A 14,636-nucleotide genomic window follows, 5' to 3' on the forward strand; every position below is an offset into this window, starting at 1 on the left:
GAGTCTAGGGAACGTCCCGGTTATAGGTCTTTATAGATCGCTCGATCTATAAAGATCTATGACCGGGCGGTGGCTACGGCGCCCGAGAGCGACGACCGTTGGGTGAACCATAGGCGGAGGGGCCGACAGCCCGGGACGCGTCGCCCCTCTGCTCAATTTCCTCGTTCAGAATGATCAAAATCCTCGTTCACGAGCGCGTTTTGATCACGTTGATCATTCTCCTCGTTCAAAACGGGCCGAATGATCAGAATCGGTAGTTCCCGGACAGCTGCGGCGGTTGGTCAGGTCTGCTCGCGCAGGTACCGCCCGAAGTGCGGCACGGTGAAGGCGATCCGGCCGCGTTCGGCGGAGTAGATCAGGCCCTTCTTCAGCAGGGCGTCGCGGGCGGGGGAGAGCGACTGGGGCTTCTTGCCGAGCGAGGTGGCCACGGCCGAGGTGAGGACGGACTCGATGTCGTCGAGGCTCTCCTCCCCCTTCGCCGCGATCTCGGCAGCGACATCGGCCATCGCCTTGAGGTACTCGCGCTCACCGGGGGTCGCGCGCTCGTAGCGCGAGCCGAAGAAGCCGACGGCCAGCTCGGACTCGGCCTCGGGGGAGGCGACGCGCACGTCCTCGGCGCGGATCGGCGACTGCGGTGCCTGGTCCCACACCGCCTTGCCGTAGGCCTGGATGAAGTAGGGGTAACCGCCGGTCGCGTAGTAGAGCGCGTCGAGCGCGGCCTGCTCGTACTCCGCGAGCTCGTCGGCGGCCGGCGCGGTGAGCGCCCGATCGGCCTCCTCGCGGGCGAGTCGGTCGATGCGCTGGTAGCGGAAGAGCCGCTCGCTGTAGGACTTGCTCGCCGACAGCACGGACGGCAGGTGCGGCAGGCCGGCGCCGACGACGATGAGCGGCAGACCCGTCTGGCTCATCTCGTGGCAGGCCGCGCAGATCGCCGAGATGTCCTCGGGGCCGAGGTCCTGCATCTCGTCGATGAAGACCGCGACGCCGCGGCCCAGGTCCGCCGCCAGCCCGCCGACGTCGGTGAAGAGCTCGACGAGGTCGATCTCGATGTCACCGGAGTCGGCGCGCCCCTTGATGGCCGGCGCGTCGATGCCGGGGTTCCACACCTCGCGCAGCTTGGTGCCGGGCTTGGCGTCCCGCTGGGCGAAGGACTTGATGACGCCCAGGACGTGCTCGACCTCCTCGGCCTGCGTGTGGCCGAGCTCGCGGACCGCCTGGTGCAGCGCGCTGGCGAGCGGCCGGCGCAGCCCCTGGTCGGGGCGAGCCTCGAGCTTGCCGGTGCCCCACTTCGCGCGGACGGCGGCGGAGCGCAGCTGGTTGAGCAGCACGGTCTTGCCGACCCCGCGCAGCCCGGTGAGCACGAGGGAGCGCTCCGGCTTGCCGGCGACGATCCGCTTGAGCACGACGTCGAAGCGCGTCAGCTGCTCGTCGCGACCGGCGAGCTCGGGCGGGCGCTGGCCGGCGCCGGGGGCATAGGGGTTGGTGATCGGGTCCACGATGTGACCGTATCCGGCTGTCTAGGCGAAGGGGGATATCTCGCCAGATTCGATGATCGGCGCGTCGCCCCCTTCGTCCGATCGTGACGTCTACGCCCGTCTAGGCCGTCGCCGATATGGACCGATCCATGAGCATCGTCGCGGCGGTGAGACACTGCTCACATGCCCGCAGCAACCCCTTCGTCGTACTCCATCACCATCCGCCTGCACACCTCGCCGGACTACGCGGTCGTCGGTCGCATCGCGACCGCCATCGCCGAGCAGGGCGGCATCGTCACCGCCGTCGACATCGCCGACTCGCGCCACGACCGGCTCGTCGTCGACGCGACCTGCTCCGGCTTCGACGTCAACCACACCGACGACCTCGTCGAGGCCGTCGAGGCGATCGACGGGGTCAAGGTGCACAAGGTCTCCGACCGCACCTTCCTGCTCCACCTCGGCGGCAAGATCGCGGTGAAGTCCAAGGTCGCGCTCAAGACCCGCGACGACCTGTCGATGGCCTACACCCCGGGCGTCGGCCGCGTCTCGTCGGCGATCGCCAAGCACCCCGAGGACGCCCGCCGCCTGACGGTCAAGGGCAACAGCGTCGCCGTCGTCACCGACGGCTCGGCCGTCCTCGGCCTGGGCAACATCGGGCCCGAGGCCGCGATGCCGGTCATGGAGGGCAAGGCGGCGCTGTTCAAGCAGTTCGCCGACATCGACGCCTGGCCGATCTGCCTGGCCTCGCAGGACACCGAGGAGATCATCCGCGCTGTCGAGATGATCGCGCCCGGCTTCGGGGGCATCAACCTCGAGGACATCGCGGCCCCGCGCTGCTTCGAGATCGAGCGCCGGCTGCGCGAGAGCCTCGACATCCCGGTCTTCCACGACGACCAGCACGGCACCGCGATCGTCGTGCTCGCCGCCCTGCGCAATGCGCTGCGCGTCGTCGACAAGTGGCTCGAAGAGGTGCGCATCGTCGTCTCCGGTGGTGGTGCCGCCGGCTCGGCGATCGTCACCCTGCTGCTCGCCGCCGGCGCCAAGGACGTCGTCGTCTACGACCGCGAGGGACTGCTCTCCTCCGACGACGAGTCCCTGACCGGCGCCAAGCGCGAGCTCGCCGAGCGGACGAACCCGCGCAAGGTCCGCGGTGACCTCGCCGACGGGCTGCAGGGCGCGGACGTCTTCATCGGTGTCTCGGCGCCCAACCTGCTCAAGGCCGAGTGGATCCGCGACAACATGGCCGACGACGCGATCGTCTTCGCCCTGGCCAACCCCGACCCGGAGATCGACCCGGCCGAGGCCGCGAAGTACGCCAAGGTCGTCGCCTCCGGCCGCAGCGACTACCCCAACCAGATCAACAACGTGCTCGCCTTCCCGGGCGTCTTCCGCGGGCTGCTCGACGCCCACGCCGAGGACGTGTCGATCGAGATGCTCATCCGCGCCGCCGACGCGATCGCGGCGGTGGTCAAGGACGAGGAGATCAACCCCTCCTACATCATCCCGAGCGTCTTCCACCCCGACGTCGCCGACACCGTGGCCGTCGCCATCGCCGGCGAGGGCAAGACCTCGGCCGGCGCCACCGGCCCCATCAAGGTCGGCTCGCGCTCCACCGCCGCCCCCGTCGACGAGACCGGCACGCTGCCCCAGGTCCGCTGACCATCAGCGCAGGACGAAGGGGGATGTCGGCGCACATCAAGCCGAAGTCCGTCGGACCGACGTGACAGCGTCGACCGACGAAGGGACTTCGGCGGGCGCCGGCGTCCCCCTTCGTCCGGAGCGGGGAGAGGCGCCGGCGTCCCCTTCGTCCGGAGCGGGAGTACTGAGCACGAGTCCGCGGGTGGCACCCTTGACCACGTGAAGCCTCCCCGCACCTATCGCAAGGACACCTCGGCAGCCCCTCGCGGCTACTCCTCCTGGGAGGCGGCCGGGCTGCTGTGGCTCGCGGAGGCGCAGGAGCAGGGCGGCGCCCGCATCGCGCAGCTGCAGGACGTCGACCTCGACCACATCGACCTGCTGCAGTACGACGCGGGTCCGTCGACGAACCTCCATGCCGACGGGCTCGGGGTGGCGCTCGCGGCGACGCACGCGGCGGGGGCGCCGGCCTTCGGGGCGCCGCCCGCGCGGTGGACGAGCCACGGTTTCGTCGGCCCGGCCGACTCCCCGCTGCCGATGCCGCTGCAGCCCACCGAGCGCTGGGGCGAGTTCTTCGGCGAGCAGCGCATCCGCCACATGCTGCAGCTCGGCCGCGCGCAGGGCCTGTGGGAGGACGACAGCGCCCTCTTCGAACGGGTTGCCGACCGTCTCGTGTCCGGCGAGTTCGACGACGGTCGGCCGCCAGCCCGCCTCCACGGCGACCTCTGGGCGGGCAACATCATCTGGACCCGCGAGGGGCCCGTCCTCATCGACCCGGCCGCGCACGGCGGTCACGCCGAGACCGACCTGGCGATGCTGCTGCTCTTCACCGCGCCGCACATCGCCCGCATCATCGCGGCCTACGACGAGGCCGCCCCGCTCGCCGACGGCTGGCAGGAGCGGGTCGGCCTGCACCAGCTCTTCCCGGTCATGGTCCACGCCGTCGTCTTCGGCGGCGACTACGTGCGCCAAAGCGTGGAGATGGCCCGGGCCTACGCCTGACCGGACCTGACGAAGGGGGGGATGACCCCCCCTTCGTCTCGGGGGAGATCGGGGCAGACCCGGACGTCTCGGATCCCTAGGTTGGATGCCGTGACCACCCAGACCATCACCCCGCCCCTCGAGCGGCTGTCCCTCCCGCGGCGTTGGCTCGCCGGCTGGGGGAGCGTGCTGCTCCTCCTGACGAGCACCGTGACGTCGATCGGCGCGATGCTGCTCGTCACCCTCGTGCTCGTCGCCGTCGCGCTCATCACCGCCGGCGGCGTCGGGATCCTGCTGCTCGTGCCGCTCGTGTGGCTCTGCGGCGTCCTCGGGCACGCGGAGCGGCACCGGATCATCGCGCTGACCGGGCGTCAGGTGCACCCGCCGGCGCGGCGGGCGCAGCCGCTGTGGCGGCGGCTCTTCTTCGACGTGCACTCGTGGCGCAGCACCGCGTACTTCGCGCTGCACGCGCTGTGGGGCAGCTTCATGGGCTGGCTCACGCTGGCGGTCCTCACCCAGGCGCTCCTGCTGCTCTTCGTGCCGCTGCTCGGCAGCCGCCTGCCCGACAGCGGGATCTCGGTCTTCGGGTGGATCCCCGTCGACGGGGTCATCGGCCTGGCCAGCGCCTGGACCATCGCGCTCGTCACCCTCGTCGTCATGCCGCTGGTCGCCCACGGGCTCACCTCGGTCGACGTCATGCTCGCCCGCTGGCTCCTCGGGCGCGACGAGCGCAAGGTCGTCGAGCACCTCACCGCCCGCGTCGACACCCTCAGCGAGTCGCGCCGCGAGGCCGTCGACTCCGTCGAGGCCGAGCGTCGCCGCATCGAGCGCGACCTGCACGACGGGCCGCAGCAGCGGATGGTCGCGATCGCGATGACCCTCGGCATGGCCAAGGAGGCGATCGACCGCGACCCCGCGGCGGCCGCCGAGCTCGTCGACGAGGCACACCGCAGCGCCAAGGAGGCCATCGTCGAGATGCGCCACGTCGCCCGCGGCATCGTGCCGCCGATCCTCGCCGACCGCGGTCTCGAGGCGGCGTTGCCCGCCCTGGCCGCCCGCGCCGCCGTGCCCACCTCCGTCGAGGTGCACGAGGTCGGCCGGGTCGACCCGACGACCGAGGCGATCGCCTACTTCGTCGTCAGCGAGGCCCTGACCAATGTCGCGAAGCACTCCCGCGCCGAGCACGCCCGCGTCGTCGTGACGAAGGACGAGCAGCACGTCGTCGCCACGGTCACCGACGACGGCCGCGGCGGTGCCGACCCCTCCCGCGGCACCGGCCTGACCGGCCTGCGGCAGCGCGTGAGCGCCGTCGACGGCACCCTCGAGGTCACCTCCCCGACCGGGGGACCGACCACCCTGACCGCAACCCTCCCCCTTCGCCCCGGACGGAGCCTGTGATGACCGAGCCGACCATGACCCAGACCGACGAGACCCCCGCGACCCGCGTGGTCCTCGCCGAGGACTCGGTCCTGCTGCGCGACGGCATCGTGCGCCTGCTGACCTCGGCCGGCTTCGACGTGGCGGCCGCGTGCCCCGACGCCGAGACCTTCGTCGCCGCCGTCGACGAGCACGGGCCCGACCTCGTCGTCGTCGACGTGCGGATGCCCCCGACCTTCACCTCCGAGGGGATCGTCGCGGCGCTCGCGGTGCGCGACAAGCACCCCGAGACCGCCGTCATGGTCCTGTCGCAGTACGTCGAGGAGCAGTACGCCACCGAGCTCGTCGCGGCGAGGTCGAAGGGGGTCGGGTACCTCCTCAAGGACCGCGTCGCCGACACGAGCGACTTCATCGGCGCGCTGCGCGACGTCGCCGCCGGCGGCACGGTGCTCGACCCCGAGGTCGTCACCCAGCTGCTCACGCGGGCCCGGCACGCCGACCCGCTGGCCGCGCTCACGCCGCGCGAGCGGGACGTCCTCGGGCTCATGGCCCAGGGCCGGACCAACTCCGCGATCGGCAAGGAGCTCCACATCTCCGACGGGGCCGTGGAGAAGCACGTGACCTCGATCTTCACCAAGCTCGACCTGCCGCCGGCAGAGGGTGACCACCGCCGGGTGCTCGCCGTCCTGCGCTGGCTCGACCAGGAGGACTGAGACGATGACGACCACCCCGCTGCCGCCCCGACCGGGCGAGCCCACCGACCCCGAGCTGCGCGATCGCTATCGCACCGACGCCTCGCGCGAGCGTGAGGCGCGTCGGGCCGAGACGGTCCGCCTCGCGGCGGAGCCGCGCCCCTCGCGCACTCCCGTCGGCCCGATCCGGGTCCTCGCGCTGCTCGTCGCCGTCGTGCTGGTCGTCGTGGCAGGTCTGAGCCTCGTCGGCCCGATGCTCAAGCAGTCGGCCACCTCCGACCAGCGCATCACCGCCGCCGGCTCCCTCGAGATCAACGCCCAGGTCGGTGACGTCCGGGTGCGCGCGGCCGAGCCCGGCGAGACGCCGCACGTGACGACGACGCGCACCTGGGGGCTGTGGGAGCCGCGCACCAGCGTGCGCACGAGCGGCGACACCACGCGGCTGTCCTCGTCGTGCACCGGGCCGGCGATCGGCACGGTCTGCGAGGTCGACTGGCTCGTCGTCGTGCCGGCCGACACCGAGGTCGACATCGAGCAGGGCGTCGGCGCGGTGAGCGTGGAGGGCATGACCCGCGACGTGGACGTCGAGGTCGGCGTCGGTGACGTGACCGTCGCCGAGGCCGAGGGCGAGCACCTGAGCGTCGACATCGGCGTCGGGGCGCTCGACTACGAGGCCGTCGAGCCGCCCCGGACGGTCGAGGCGAGCGTCGGCGTCGGCGAGCTGGTGGTGCGGGTGCCCGACACCGTGGGCTACCGGGTCGCGACCTCCAGCGGCTCCACCGAGGTCGCCAACTCCATCGGCAGCGACCCGTCCGCGAGCCGCCGGATCACGCTGGACAACGGCGTCGGGGCGATCAGGGTCGACCCGAGCTGAGCCTGCGCCCCGCGCAGCCGAGCGCTGCCCCCAACTCCGCAAGACCCTGGGGTCTTGCGGAGTTGGGCGCGCAGGACCTTGGGGTCCTGGTGCAGGTGCAGGTGCAGGGGCGCGGCCCGGATCAGCCCTCGACGAGCAGGACGACCAGGTTGCGCGGGCCGTGGACGCCCTCGACCCGCTGCAGCTCGATGTCGCTCGTGGCGCTCGGCCCGCTGATCCAGGTCAGCGGCCGGGCGTCACCGGCGTCGGGCCGCAGCCGGGCCACCGCATCGGGCACGTCCTGCACGACCTGGTCCGCGCGCACGACGCACACGTGGGTGTCGGGCACGAGGGTGAGCGCCCGCCGGCCCTGGTCCGCGCGGTGGTCGAGCACGATCGTGCCGGTGACCGCGATGCCCAGGGCCGCCGCGGTGACGACGCCGTCCGTGGCGTCGAGGTCCGCGTGCGTGCGGGTCTGCGTCTCACGTCGCACCTCGGCGACCTCGGCCACGGCGTCGACCCACGTGGGCTCCAGGCCCTCGGGGACGACGACGCTGCCGCAGCCGCGCTCGCGCAGGGCGGCCGTGATGGCCACGGCCACCCCGTCGGGGCCGACCCGGACGACGTCGGCCCGGTAGTCCTCGACCGTCTCGACGAACTGCGTCAGCCCGTCTGCGCCGACCGCACCGCTGCCGGTCAGCGGCTCGCGGGGGGTCGCGCCGGCCGACGTGGTGACGTCGGTGGTCGCGTCGCGGACCCGGCGCAGAATCTCCTCGCGTGCACTCATCGGTCATCGCCTCTCTCGCGAGCCCACCACTGGCGGAAGCTCTCGGTGGGTGGGGTGGGGACGTCGCGCGCACTGGTCCACGCGCCGAGGCCGGGCAGTGATCGGATCGTCCGGTCGCCGACGACCCGGCCGACGAGGCTCGAGGCCCGCTGGGCGCCGGCGAGCCGCTTGGGGTCGGAGAGCACCCACGCCGCGGCCTTCATGGCCGCGCTCTCGGCGGCGTGGCCCTCCTCGGTGACCCGCCCGCGCAGCTCGACGAGCAGCTCGGGGATGTTGATCCGCACCGGGCACGCGTCGAAGCAGGCGCCGCACAGGCTCGAGGCATAGGGCAGCGACTGGTCGACCGCGCTGCTGGTGCCGCGCAGCTGCGGGTTGAGCACCGCGCCGATCGGACCCGGGTAGACGGAGCCGTAGGCGTGGCCGCCGGTGCGCTCGTAGACCGGGCAGACGTTGAGGCAGGCCGAGCAGCGGATGCAGCGCAGCGCCTCACGGCCGACGGTGTCGGCGAGGACGTGGCTGCGACCGTTGTCGAGGAGGATCACGTGCACGTCCTGCGGGCCGTCGCCGTCATGGGCGCCGGTCCACATCGTCGTGTAGGGGTTCATCCGCTCGCCGGTGCTCGACCGGGGGAGGAGCTGCATCATCGGCGCGAGGTCGTCCCACGTCGGCAGGACCTTTTCGATGCCCACGACGGAGATGAGCGTCTCGGGCAGGGTCAGGCACATCCGGCCGTTGCCCTCGGACTCGACGACGACGAGGGTGCCGGTGTCGGCGATGGCGAAGTTGGCGCCGGAGATGCCGACCCTGGCCCGCAGGAACTTCTCGCGCAGGTGCAGGCGCGCGGCCTCCGCCAGGCGTGCCGGGTCCTCGGTGAGGTCGTCAGGGGCGGGGCGGCCCACCTTGGCCATCTCGCGGAGGAAGATCTCACGGATCTCGTTGCGGTTGCGGTGGATCGCGGGGACGAGGATGTGGCTGGGGCGGTCGTGCCCGAGCTGGACGATGAGCTCGGCGAGGTCGGTCTCCCACGCGTGGACGCCGGCCTCCTCGAGGGCCTCGTTGAGCTCGATCTCCTGGGTCGCCATCGACTTGACCTTGACGACCTCGTCGACCTCCTTGGCCCGCGCGATCTCCAGCGCGATGCGGTTGGCCTCGACGGCGTCACGCGCCCAGTGGACCGTGGCCCCCTGCGCGACGAGCGACTCCTCGAGCTGCTCGAGGTAGTCGGCGAGGTGGGTCAGCGCCTCGTCCTTGGCGTCCGCGCCGGCAACCCTCAGGGCCTCCCACTCGGGGAGCTCGTCGACGACCGCGGCCCGCTTGTCGCGGATCGTGTGGGTCGCGTGGCGCAGGTTCTTGCGCTGCTGGGTGTTGTCGAGCGCCTCACGGGCGGCCTCGGGGAAGGCCGGCATGCCGATGAAGGTGGACGACGTCTGCTGGACCGGTCCGCCTCGTGCCTGCGTGCTCATGCGGGGTCCTCCTCGGTGCTGGCCAGGATCTCCGCCAGGTGCATCTGCCGGACCCCCGACCGCTGCCGGTCGAGCATCCCGCCGATGTGGGCCAGGCAGGAGTTGTCGCTCGCGACGACGACCTCGGCGTCGGTCGAGCGGATGTTGCGGCACTTGTCGGCGCCCATCGCGACGGAGACGTCCGCGTTCTTCACCGCAAAGGTCCCGCCGAAGCCGCAGCACTCCGTGTCGCCAGGCAGGTCGACGAGCTCGAGCCCGCGGACCGCGCGCAGCAGCTGCAGCGGCTTGTCGCCGACCCGCAGCATGCGCAGCGAGTGGCAGGTCGGGTGGTAGGTGACCCGGTGGGGGAAGTGCGCCCCGACATCGGTCACGCCGAGCACGTCGACGAGGAACTCGGACAGCTCGTGGACCCTGGGCGTCACCTCCTGCACCCGGCCGAGCAGCCGCTCCTCACCGGCCTGCCGGGCGATCGTCGCGTGCTGCTCGCGCACCGAGCCGACGCACGAGCCCGACGGCGCCACGACGGCGTCGTAGCCCTCGAAGACGTCGGCGAAGCGCTGCACCATCGGCACGGCGTTGCGGCCGTAGCCGGTGTTGGTGAGCACCTGGCCGCAGCAGGCCTGCTCCATGGGGAACTCGACCCGGACCCCGAGCCGCTCGAGCAGGCGCACGGTCGCCTTGGGCGTGCCCGGCCACATCGTGTCGTTGAAGCACGTGGCGAAGAGGGCGACCTTGAGGTCGGTGCGGGCCGGCGCGGTCACGGGAGCATCCACGACAGGACTGTCGACTGCAGGCCGACGATGAGGCACATGACGACGATGAGTCCGATGCTCCAGGGGAGCACCTTGCGCAGGATGGCGGACTCCTGGCCGACGAGACCGACGGCCGTGGCCGCGATCGTGAGGTTCTGCGGGCTGATCATCTTGCCGACGACTCCTCCGGAGGTGTTGGCCGCGACGAGCAGGGTCGGGTCGATCCCCGCCCGCTCGGCGGCGCTCTGCTGCAGGGTGGCGAAGAGCGCGTTGGCGCTCGTGTCCGAGCCGGTGACCGCCGTGCCGAGCCACCCGAGCAAGGGGCTGAGGAAGGCGAAGGCGGTTCCGGTCCCGGCGATCCAGGCGCCGATGGTGATCGTCTGCCCGGAGAGGTTCATGACGTAGGCGAGGGCGAGGACCGAGGCGACGGTGACGAAGGCCCAGCGCATCTTCACCGCGGTCTCCTTCATCTCGGCGGCCAGGCCGGAGAAGCCGATCCCGTAGGCCAGGGCCACGACGACGGCGCAGGCGAGGAGCATGGTGCCGGGGGAGGAGAGCCAGGAGAAGGAGTAGGTCGCCGAGGCGTTGACGCTGCCGTCGTGGGTGAGCACCTCACCGGCCAGTCCGGGCCAGGGGATCTTGACGTTGGTCCCCGTGAGCCAGGTGTCGACGGCCGGCACGAGCTTGGCGATCGAGAAGACGGCGACGACGAGGACGTAGGGGAACATCGCCCAGGCGATGCGGCGCGGCGTGAGGGCGCGGGCCTGGGAGTCGAGCTCCTCGGGCGTGATCTGGTAGGCGTCGGCCGACCCGCCGCCGGTCGTAGGGCCGTCGGCCCCGGCGAGCGCGAACTGCTGCTCCCGCTCGACCTGGAGCGACTCGGTGGCCTCGTCACCGCCGGTCGGCTGCCAGGTCCGCAGGAAGGCGACGGCGACGGCGAGCGAGACGAGGGAGGCGATGATGTCGGTCATCTCGACCGAGATCCACGTCGCCGAGACCCACTGGGTGATGGCGAAGGCGAGGCCGATGACGACGGCGGCCGGCCAGGTCTGGCGGACCCCCCTTCGCCCGTCGACCATGAAGACGAGGAGCAGCGGTACGAAGATGGCGATGATCGGTGCCTGGTGGCCGACGTAGGCACCGATCTCCTCGTAGGGGATGCCGGTGAGGTTGCCGGCGGTGAGGATCGGGATGGCGATGGCCCCGAAGGCGACGGGGGCGGTGTTGGCCAGCAGCACGACCGTGGCGGCGCGAAGGGGGGCGAAGCCCACCGCCATGAGCATGACGCCGGTGATGGCCACGGGGGCGCCGAAGCCGGCGAGGGCCTCGAGGAGCGCGCCGAAGCAGAAGGCGATGATGATCGCCTGGATCCGCGGGTCGTCGGAGATGAGCCGGAAGGTCGCGCGCAGGTCCTCGAAGTGACCCGAGCGCACCGTGACCTCGTAGAGGACGATCGCGGTGAAGACGATCCACATGATGGGGAAGAGGCCGAAGACGGCGCCCTCGGTCGCCGCGAGCGCGGCGAGGTGGGCTGGCATCCCGAAGAAGACGACCGCCACGAGGATCGCGACCGCCACGGCGGTCAGGCCGGCCCAGTGCGCCTTCCACTTCAGCAGGCCGAGGGTGACGAAGATCGTCACCAGCGGCACGAGGGCCACGAGGGCTGAGACGGTGAGGCTGTCGAGCACCGGAGCGATCTCCGGTGTGAAGTCCATCGGTACGGCGGTGGGGGTCATCGGGGCTCCGGGTGCACGTCGTCGGGCGGGAGGATCGACGTAATGGTCGGACCATTGCGTCGAGGATCGACCGTAGACCCGGTGAGGCCATCCCGTCAATGGTCGGACCAAAAGAACCGATAATGGTCCGACCACTTCTCCCGGCCGCCGCGAGGCCGTGCCATCCTGTGCTCGTGATCGAAGATCCCAGCCCCGCGAGGCCCGGAGCGGGCCTCAAGGCCTACGAGGTCGTGCTCGCGTGGGTCGACGAGCGCATCCTCGACGGTCGGCTGCGGGTCGGCGACACCCTGCCGGCGGAGCGCGAGCTGGCCCGGATGCTCGACGTGGGTCGTGCTGCGGTCCGCGAGGCGGTACGCACGCTCGAGGCCCAGGGGGTCGTGCGTTCGTCGGTCGGGGCCGGTGGCGCCGGCGGGACGATGATCACCGCGGTGCCCAGCGGCGCCCTCGCCCGTCTGCTGCGCCTGCACGTGGCGCTCGCCAACTTCCCGCTGCCCGACGTGCTCGAGGTGCGGGTGGCTCTCGAGACGGTGAGCGTGCGCCTCGCCGCGGCCCACGCGACACCGGAGCAACTGGCCGAGATGACCCGGCTGCTCGACCTCATGGAGACCCCGGGGATCGACCGGGAGCGGTTCAACGACCACGACACCGCCTTCCACGTCGCGCTCGCCGAGGCCGCGGGCAACCAGCTGGCTCGCGACGTCACCGCAGCCATCCGTGAGTCGATGCGGCTGCCGATCCTCGACGCCTTCCGCACCGTCGGCGACTGGGACGAGGTCGCCGACAAGCTGCGGGCGGACCACCGGCGGATCCACGCGGCGATCGCGGCCGGCGACGGTGATCTCGCGGCGGCGGCCACGGAGGAGCACATCCGCTCGGCATGGCGGCTGATCACCACCGACTGACGGCTACTTGAGGAACTTGCTCGTCCGCCGGTCGGCGAGGGGCTTGCCGCCGGTCTGACAGGTGGCGCAGTACTGCAGCGACCGGTCGGCGAAGCTCACCTCGCGCACGACGTCACCGCACACGGGGCAGGCCTCGCCAGTGCGTCCGTGGACCCGCATCCCGGCCCGCTTGGCGTCCTTGAGTTCCTTCGCCGGCTTGCCCGAGGCAGCCGCGACGGCGTCGGTCAGGGTCGAGCGCAGGGCCTGGTAGAGCGTGTCCACCTGCTCGTCGGTCAGGGTCGACGCCTTGGCGAAGGGAGACAGCCTTGCCACGTGCAGGACCTCGTCGGAGTAGGCATTGCCCACCCCCGCGATGACCGACTGGTCGCGCAGCACGCCCTTGATCTGGGCGGAGCGGCCGGCGAGCAGCTCGCCGAAGGCCTCGCGGGTGAAGTCGTCGGCGAGCGGGTCGGGTCCCAAGCTCGCGATGCCCGGCACGGCCTGCACGTCGCGCACGAGGTAGGCGGCGAGGCTCTTCTTCGTGCCGGCCTCGGTGACGTCGAAGCCCGAGCCGTCGACGAGCCGCACCCGCAGCGCGATGGGTGACTTGCCGGGCCGCAGCACGGTGCGCGGCAACTCCTCGGACCAGCGGACCCAGCCGGCGCGGGCGAGGTGCAGCACGAGGTGGATGCCGTCGCAGTCGATGTCGATCCACTTGCCGTGGCGGGTCACCCCGTCGACGGGCGCGCCGGCGAGGGCCTGCGGTGGCGGGTCGAAGGTCTTGAGCACGGAGAAGGACGCGAGCTCCAGCGACTCGACCGCCAGCCCGGCCATCCGCTCGCCGAGGAAGTCGACGAGCCCTTGGACCTCCGGCAGTTCAGGCACCGGTCCGCTCCGTCCCGAGGGCCTCGCGCATCTGCTCGAGCATCGTCCAGCCGTCGTTGGCTCGGCAGATCGGCAGCTCGACGCCGACGTGCTGCTCGAAGTCGTCGGTCGAGATCGGGGTGAAGTGGCTGAGCAGCTGCTCCGTCGTCGACAGCACACGGATCCCGATGGCGCGCACCCGCTCGGGCAGCTGCTCGGCGAACTCGCCGTAGAGGCTCGGGTCGTGCTGGCCGTCGTCGCCGATGAGCACCCAGCGCACCTCGGGCAGCTCCCGCCCGAGCCGGTGCAGCGCGGCGCGCTTGTGGTCCTGCCCGGAGCGGAACCAGCCGGTGTTCGTCGGCCCCCAGTCGGTCATGAGCATCGGTCCGAGCGGGTAGCCGGCGCGGCGCAGGAAGCGGGTGAGGGCGGGCACGAGGTTCCACGCGCCGGTCGAGACGTAGACGATCGGCGCGCCCGGGTGCTCGGCGAGCAGCTCGCGGTACATCGTCGCCATGCCGGGGACGGCACGGCGCGTGCCCTCGTGGCGGAAGAAGGTGTTCCACGCGGCGATCATCGGCCGCGGCATCGTCGTCGTGATGATCGTGTCGTCGATGTCGGAGACGATGCCGAAGGTCTCGCCCGGCGCGACGACGAAGACCGCCGCCGTCGTGTCGGCGGCGCGTGGCGAGGAGATGCTCAGGTCGTGCCAGCCGGGCTCGAGCCCGTGGTCCGTGATCGTCAGGTCGAGCAGCCCGGAGCGATCGACCCGGGTGCGGAACTCGCGCTCGCCGATCGTCACGGTGACCGGCTCACCCGCCGCCGGGGTGGTGAAGAAGACGCGCCACCCCCTTCGCTCGTTGTCGGCGGTGCGCAGCTCAAGCCACGTGGCGCGGGCGTCGGCGGCGGCCGGGGCGTAGGGGCGCCGGGTCATGAGGACCCGGCCGAGGACGCGGATGCGGTCGGTGCTGCCGTAGCCGGTGTGGGCGAGCACGCGGGTGCCCCAACCCCGGCGGCGCATGGCGCCGGCCACCTGGCGGTTCCAGGCGTCCTCGAAGATCGCGGCTGCGTGCGGTCGCGGCATGGGCCCGAGCCTAGTGGTCGGTCGGCGGCGATCGTCGCCGCACCGGGGCCTCTCTGGCA

Annotated in this window: 13 protein-coding genes; 6 read left to right on the forward strand and 7 right to left on the reverse strand. The window is 71.8% G+C overall.

Annotated elements, in window-relative coordinates; genetic code table 11:
• Positions 1–281 precede the first annotated feature (281 nt).
• Entirely contained in the window at positions 282–1,496 is a 1,215-nt protein-coding gene (locus ACQBJO_RS00860; protein WP_421007963.1) for an ATP-binding protein, read from the reverse strand.
• Between the two features lie 162 nt (positions 1,497–1,658).
• On the opposite strand from ACQBJO_RS00860, the gene ACQBJO_RS00865 reads away from it, so the two are divergent.
• From ACQBJO_RS00865 to ACQBJO_RS00885, 5 genes are all read left to right on the forward strand, one after another.
• Positions 1,659–3,134 carry an NAD-dependent malic enzyme gene (locus ACQBJO_RS00865; protein WP_421007964.1) on the forward strand — a complete coding sequence of 492 codons (1,476 nt, stop codon included), beginning with the start codon at positions 1,659–1,661 and terminating at the stop codon, positions 3,132–3,134.
• A 198-nt stretch (positions 3,135–3,332) separates the two neighbouring features.
• Positions 3,333–4,112 (forward strand): fructosamine kinase family protein, encoded by a 780-nt coding sequence (locus ACQBJO_RS00870; RefSeq protein ID WP_421007965.1) that lies wholly within the window; start codon positions 3,333–3,335, stop codon positions 4,110–4,112.
• A 90-nt stretch (positions 4,113–4,202) separates the two neighbouring features.
• A complete protein-coding gene (locus tag ACQBJO_RS00875; RefSeq protein WP_421007966.1) occupies positions 4,203–5,489 on the forward strand; it encodes a sensor histidine kinase in 1,287 nt (428 codons plus the stop codon).
• On the forward strand, positions 5,489–6,181 hold the full coding sequence (locus ACQBJO_RS00880) for a response regulator (protein ID WP_421007967.1): 693 nt from the start codon (positions 5,489–5,491) through the stop codon (positions 6,179–6,181). Before ACQBJO_RS00875 ends, ACQBJO_RS00880 begins: the two co-directional genes overlap by 1 nt.
• A 4-nt stretch (positions 6,182–6,185) precedes the next feature.
• On the forward strand, positions 6,186–7,034 hold the full coding sequence (locus ACQBJO_RS00885; protein ID WP_255184992.1) for a hypothetical protein: 849 nt from the start codon (positions 6,186–6,188) through the stop codon (positions 7,032–7,034).
• A gap of 121 nt (positions 7,035–7,155) precedes the next feature.
• Here the strand turns inward: ACQBJO_RS00885 and ACQBJO_RS00890 are convergent, their stop codons facing one another.
• Genes ACQBJO_RS00890 through ACQBJO_RS00905 form a run of 4 tightly spaced genes read right to left on the reverse strand, consistent with a single transcriptional unit; the run spans position 7,156 to position 11,751 of the window.
• The gene (locus tag ACQBJO_RS00890) at positions 7,156–7,800 is read right to left on the reverse strand and encodes a LutC/YkgG family protein (protein ID WP_421007968.1); all 645 of its coding nucleotides are present in this window, start codon (positions 7,798–7,800) and stop codon (positions 7,156–7,158) included.
• On the reverse strand, positions 7,797–9,263 hold the full coding sequence (locus ACQBJO_RS00895) for a LutB/LldF family L-lactate oxidation iron-sulfur protein (RefSeq protein ID WP_421007969.1): 1,467 nt from the start codon (positions 9,261–9,263) through the stop codon (positions 7,797–7,799). Before ACQBJO_RS00895 ends, ACQBJO_RS00890 begins: the two co-directional genes overlap by 4 nt.
• Entirely contained in the window at positions 9,260–10,024 is a 765-nt protein-coding gene (locus ACQBJO_RS00900; protein WP_421008219.1) for a (Fe-S)-binding protein, read from the reverse strand. The genes ACQBJO_RS00895 and ACQBJO_RS00900 overlap by 4 nt, the downstream gene beginning before the upstream one ends.
• Complete coding sequence (locus tag ACQBJO_RS00905; RefSeq protein ID WP_083545914.1) at positions 10,021–11,751, reverse strand: L-lactate permease; 1,731 nt, start codon at positions 11,749–11,751, stop codon at positions 10,021–10,023. Before ACQBJO_RS00905 ends, ACQBJO_RS00900 begins: the two co-directional genes overlap by 4 nt.
• A gap of 173 nt (positions 11,752–11,924) precedes the next feature.
• On the opposite strand from ACQBJO_RS00905, the gene ACQBJO_RS00910 reads away from it, so the two are divergent.
• Positions 11,925–12,653 (forward strand): FadR/GntR family transcriptional regulator, encoded by a 729-nt coding sequence (locus ACQBJO_RS00910; RefSeq protein ID WP_421007970.1) that lies wholly within the window; start codon positions 11,925–11,927, stop codon positions 12,651–12,653.
• 3 nt (positions 12,654–12,656) lie between these two features.
• On the opposite strand, the gene ACQBJO_RS00915 is transcribed toward ACQBJO_RS00910, so the two are convergent.
• Positions 12,657–13,517, reverse strand: coding sequence for an Fpg/Nei family DNA glycosylase (locus tag ACQBJO_RS00915; RefSeq protein WP_421007971.1), 861 nt, complete (start codon positions 13,515–13,517; stop codon positions 12,657–12,659).
• Positions 13,510–14,577: an App1 family protein gene (locus ACQBJO_RS00920; RefSeq protein WP_421007972.1), complete on the reverse strand. Its 1,068-nt coding sequence runs from the start codon at positions 14,575–14,577 to the stop codon at positions 13,510–13,512. The genes ACQBJO_RS00915 and ACQBJO_RS00920 overlap by 8 nt, the downstream gene beginning before the upstream one ends.
• Positions 14,578–14,636: the final 59 nt, after the last annotated feature.

It is taken from the genome of Janibacter zhangyanbonis, from assembly GCF_050507325.1.
Lineage (GTDB): Bacteria > Actinomycetota > Actinomycetes > Actinomycetales > Dermatophilaceae > Janibacter.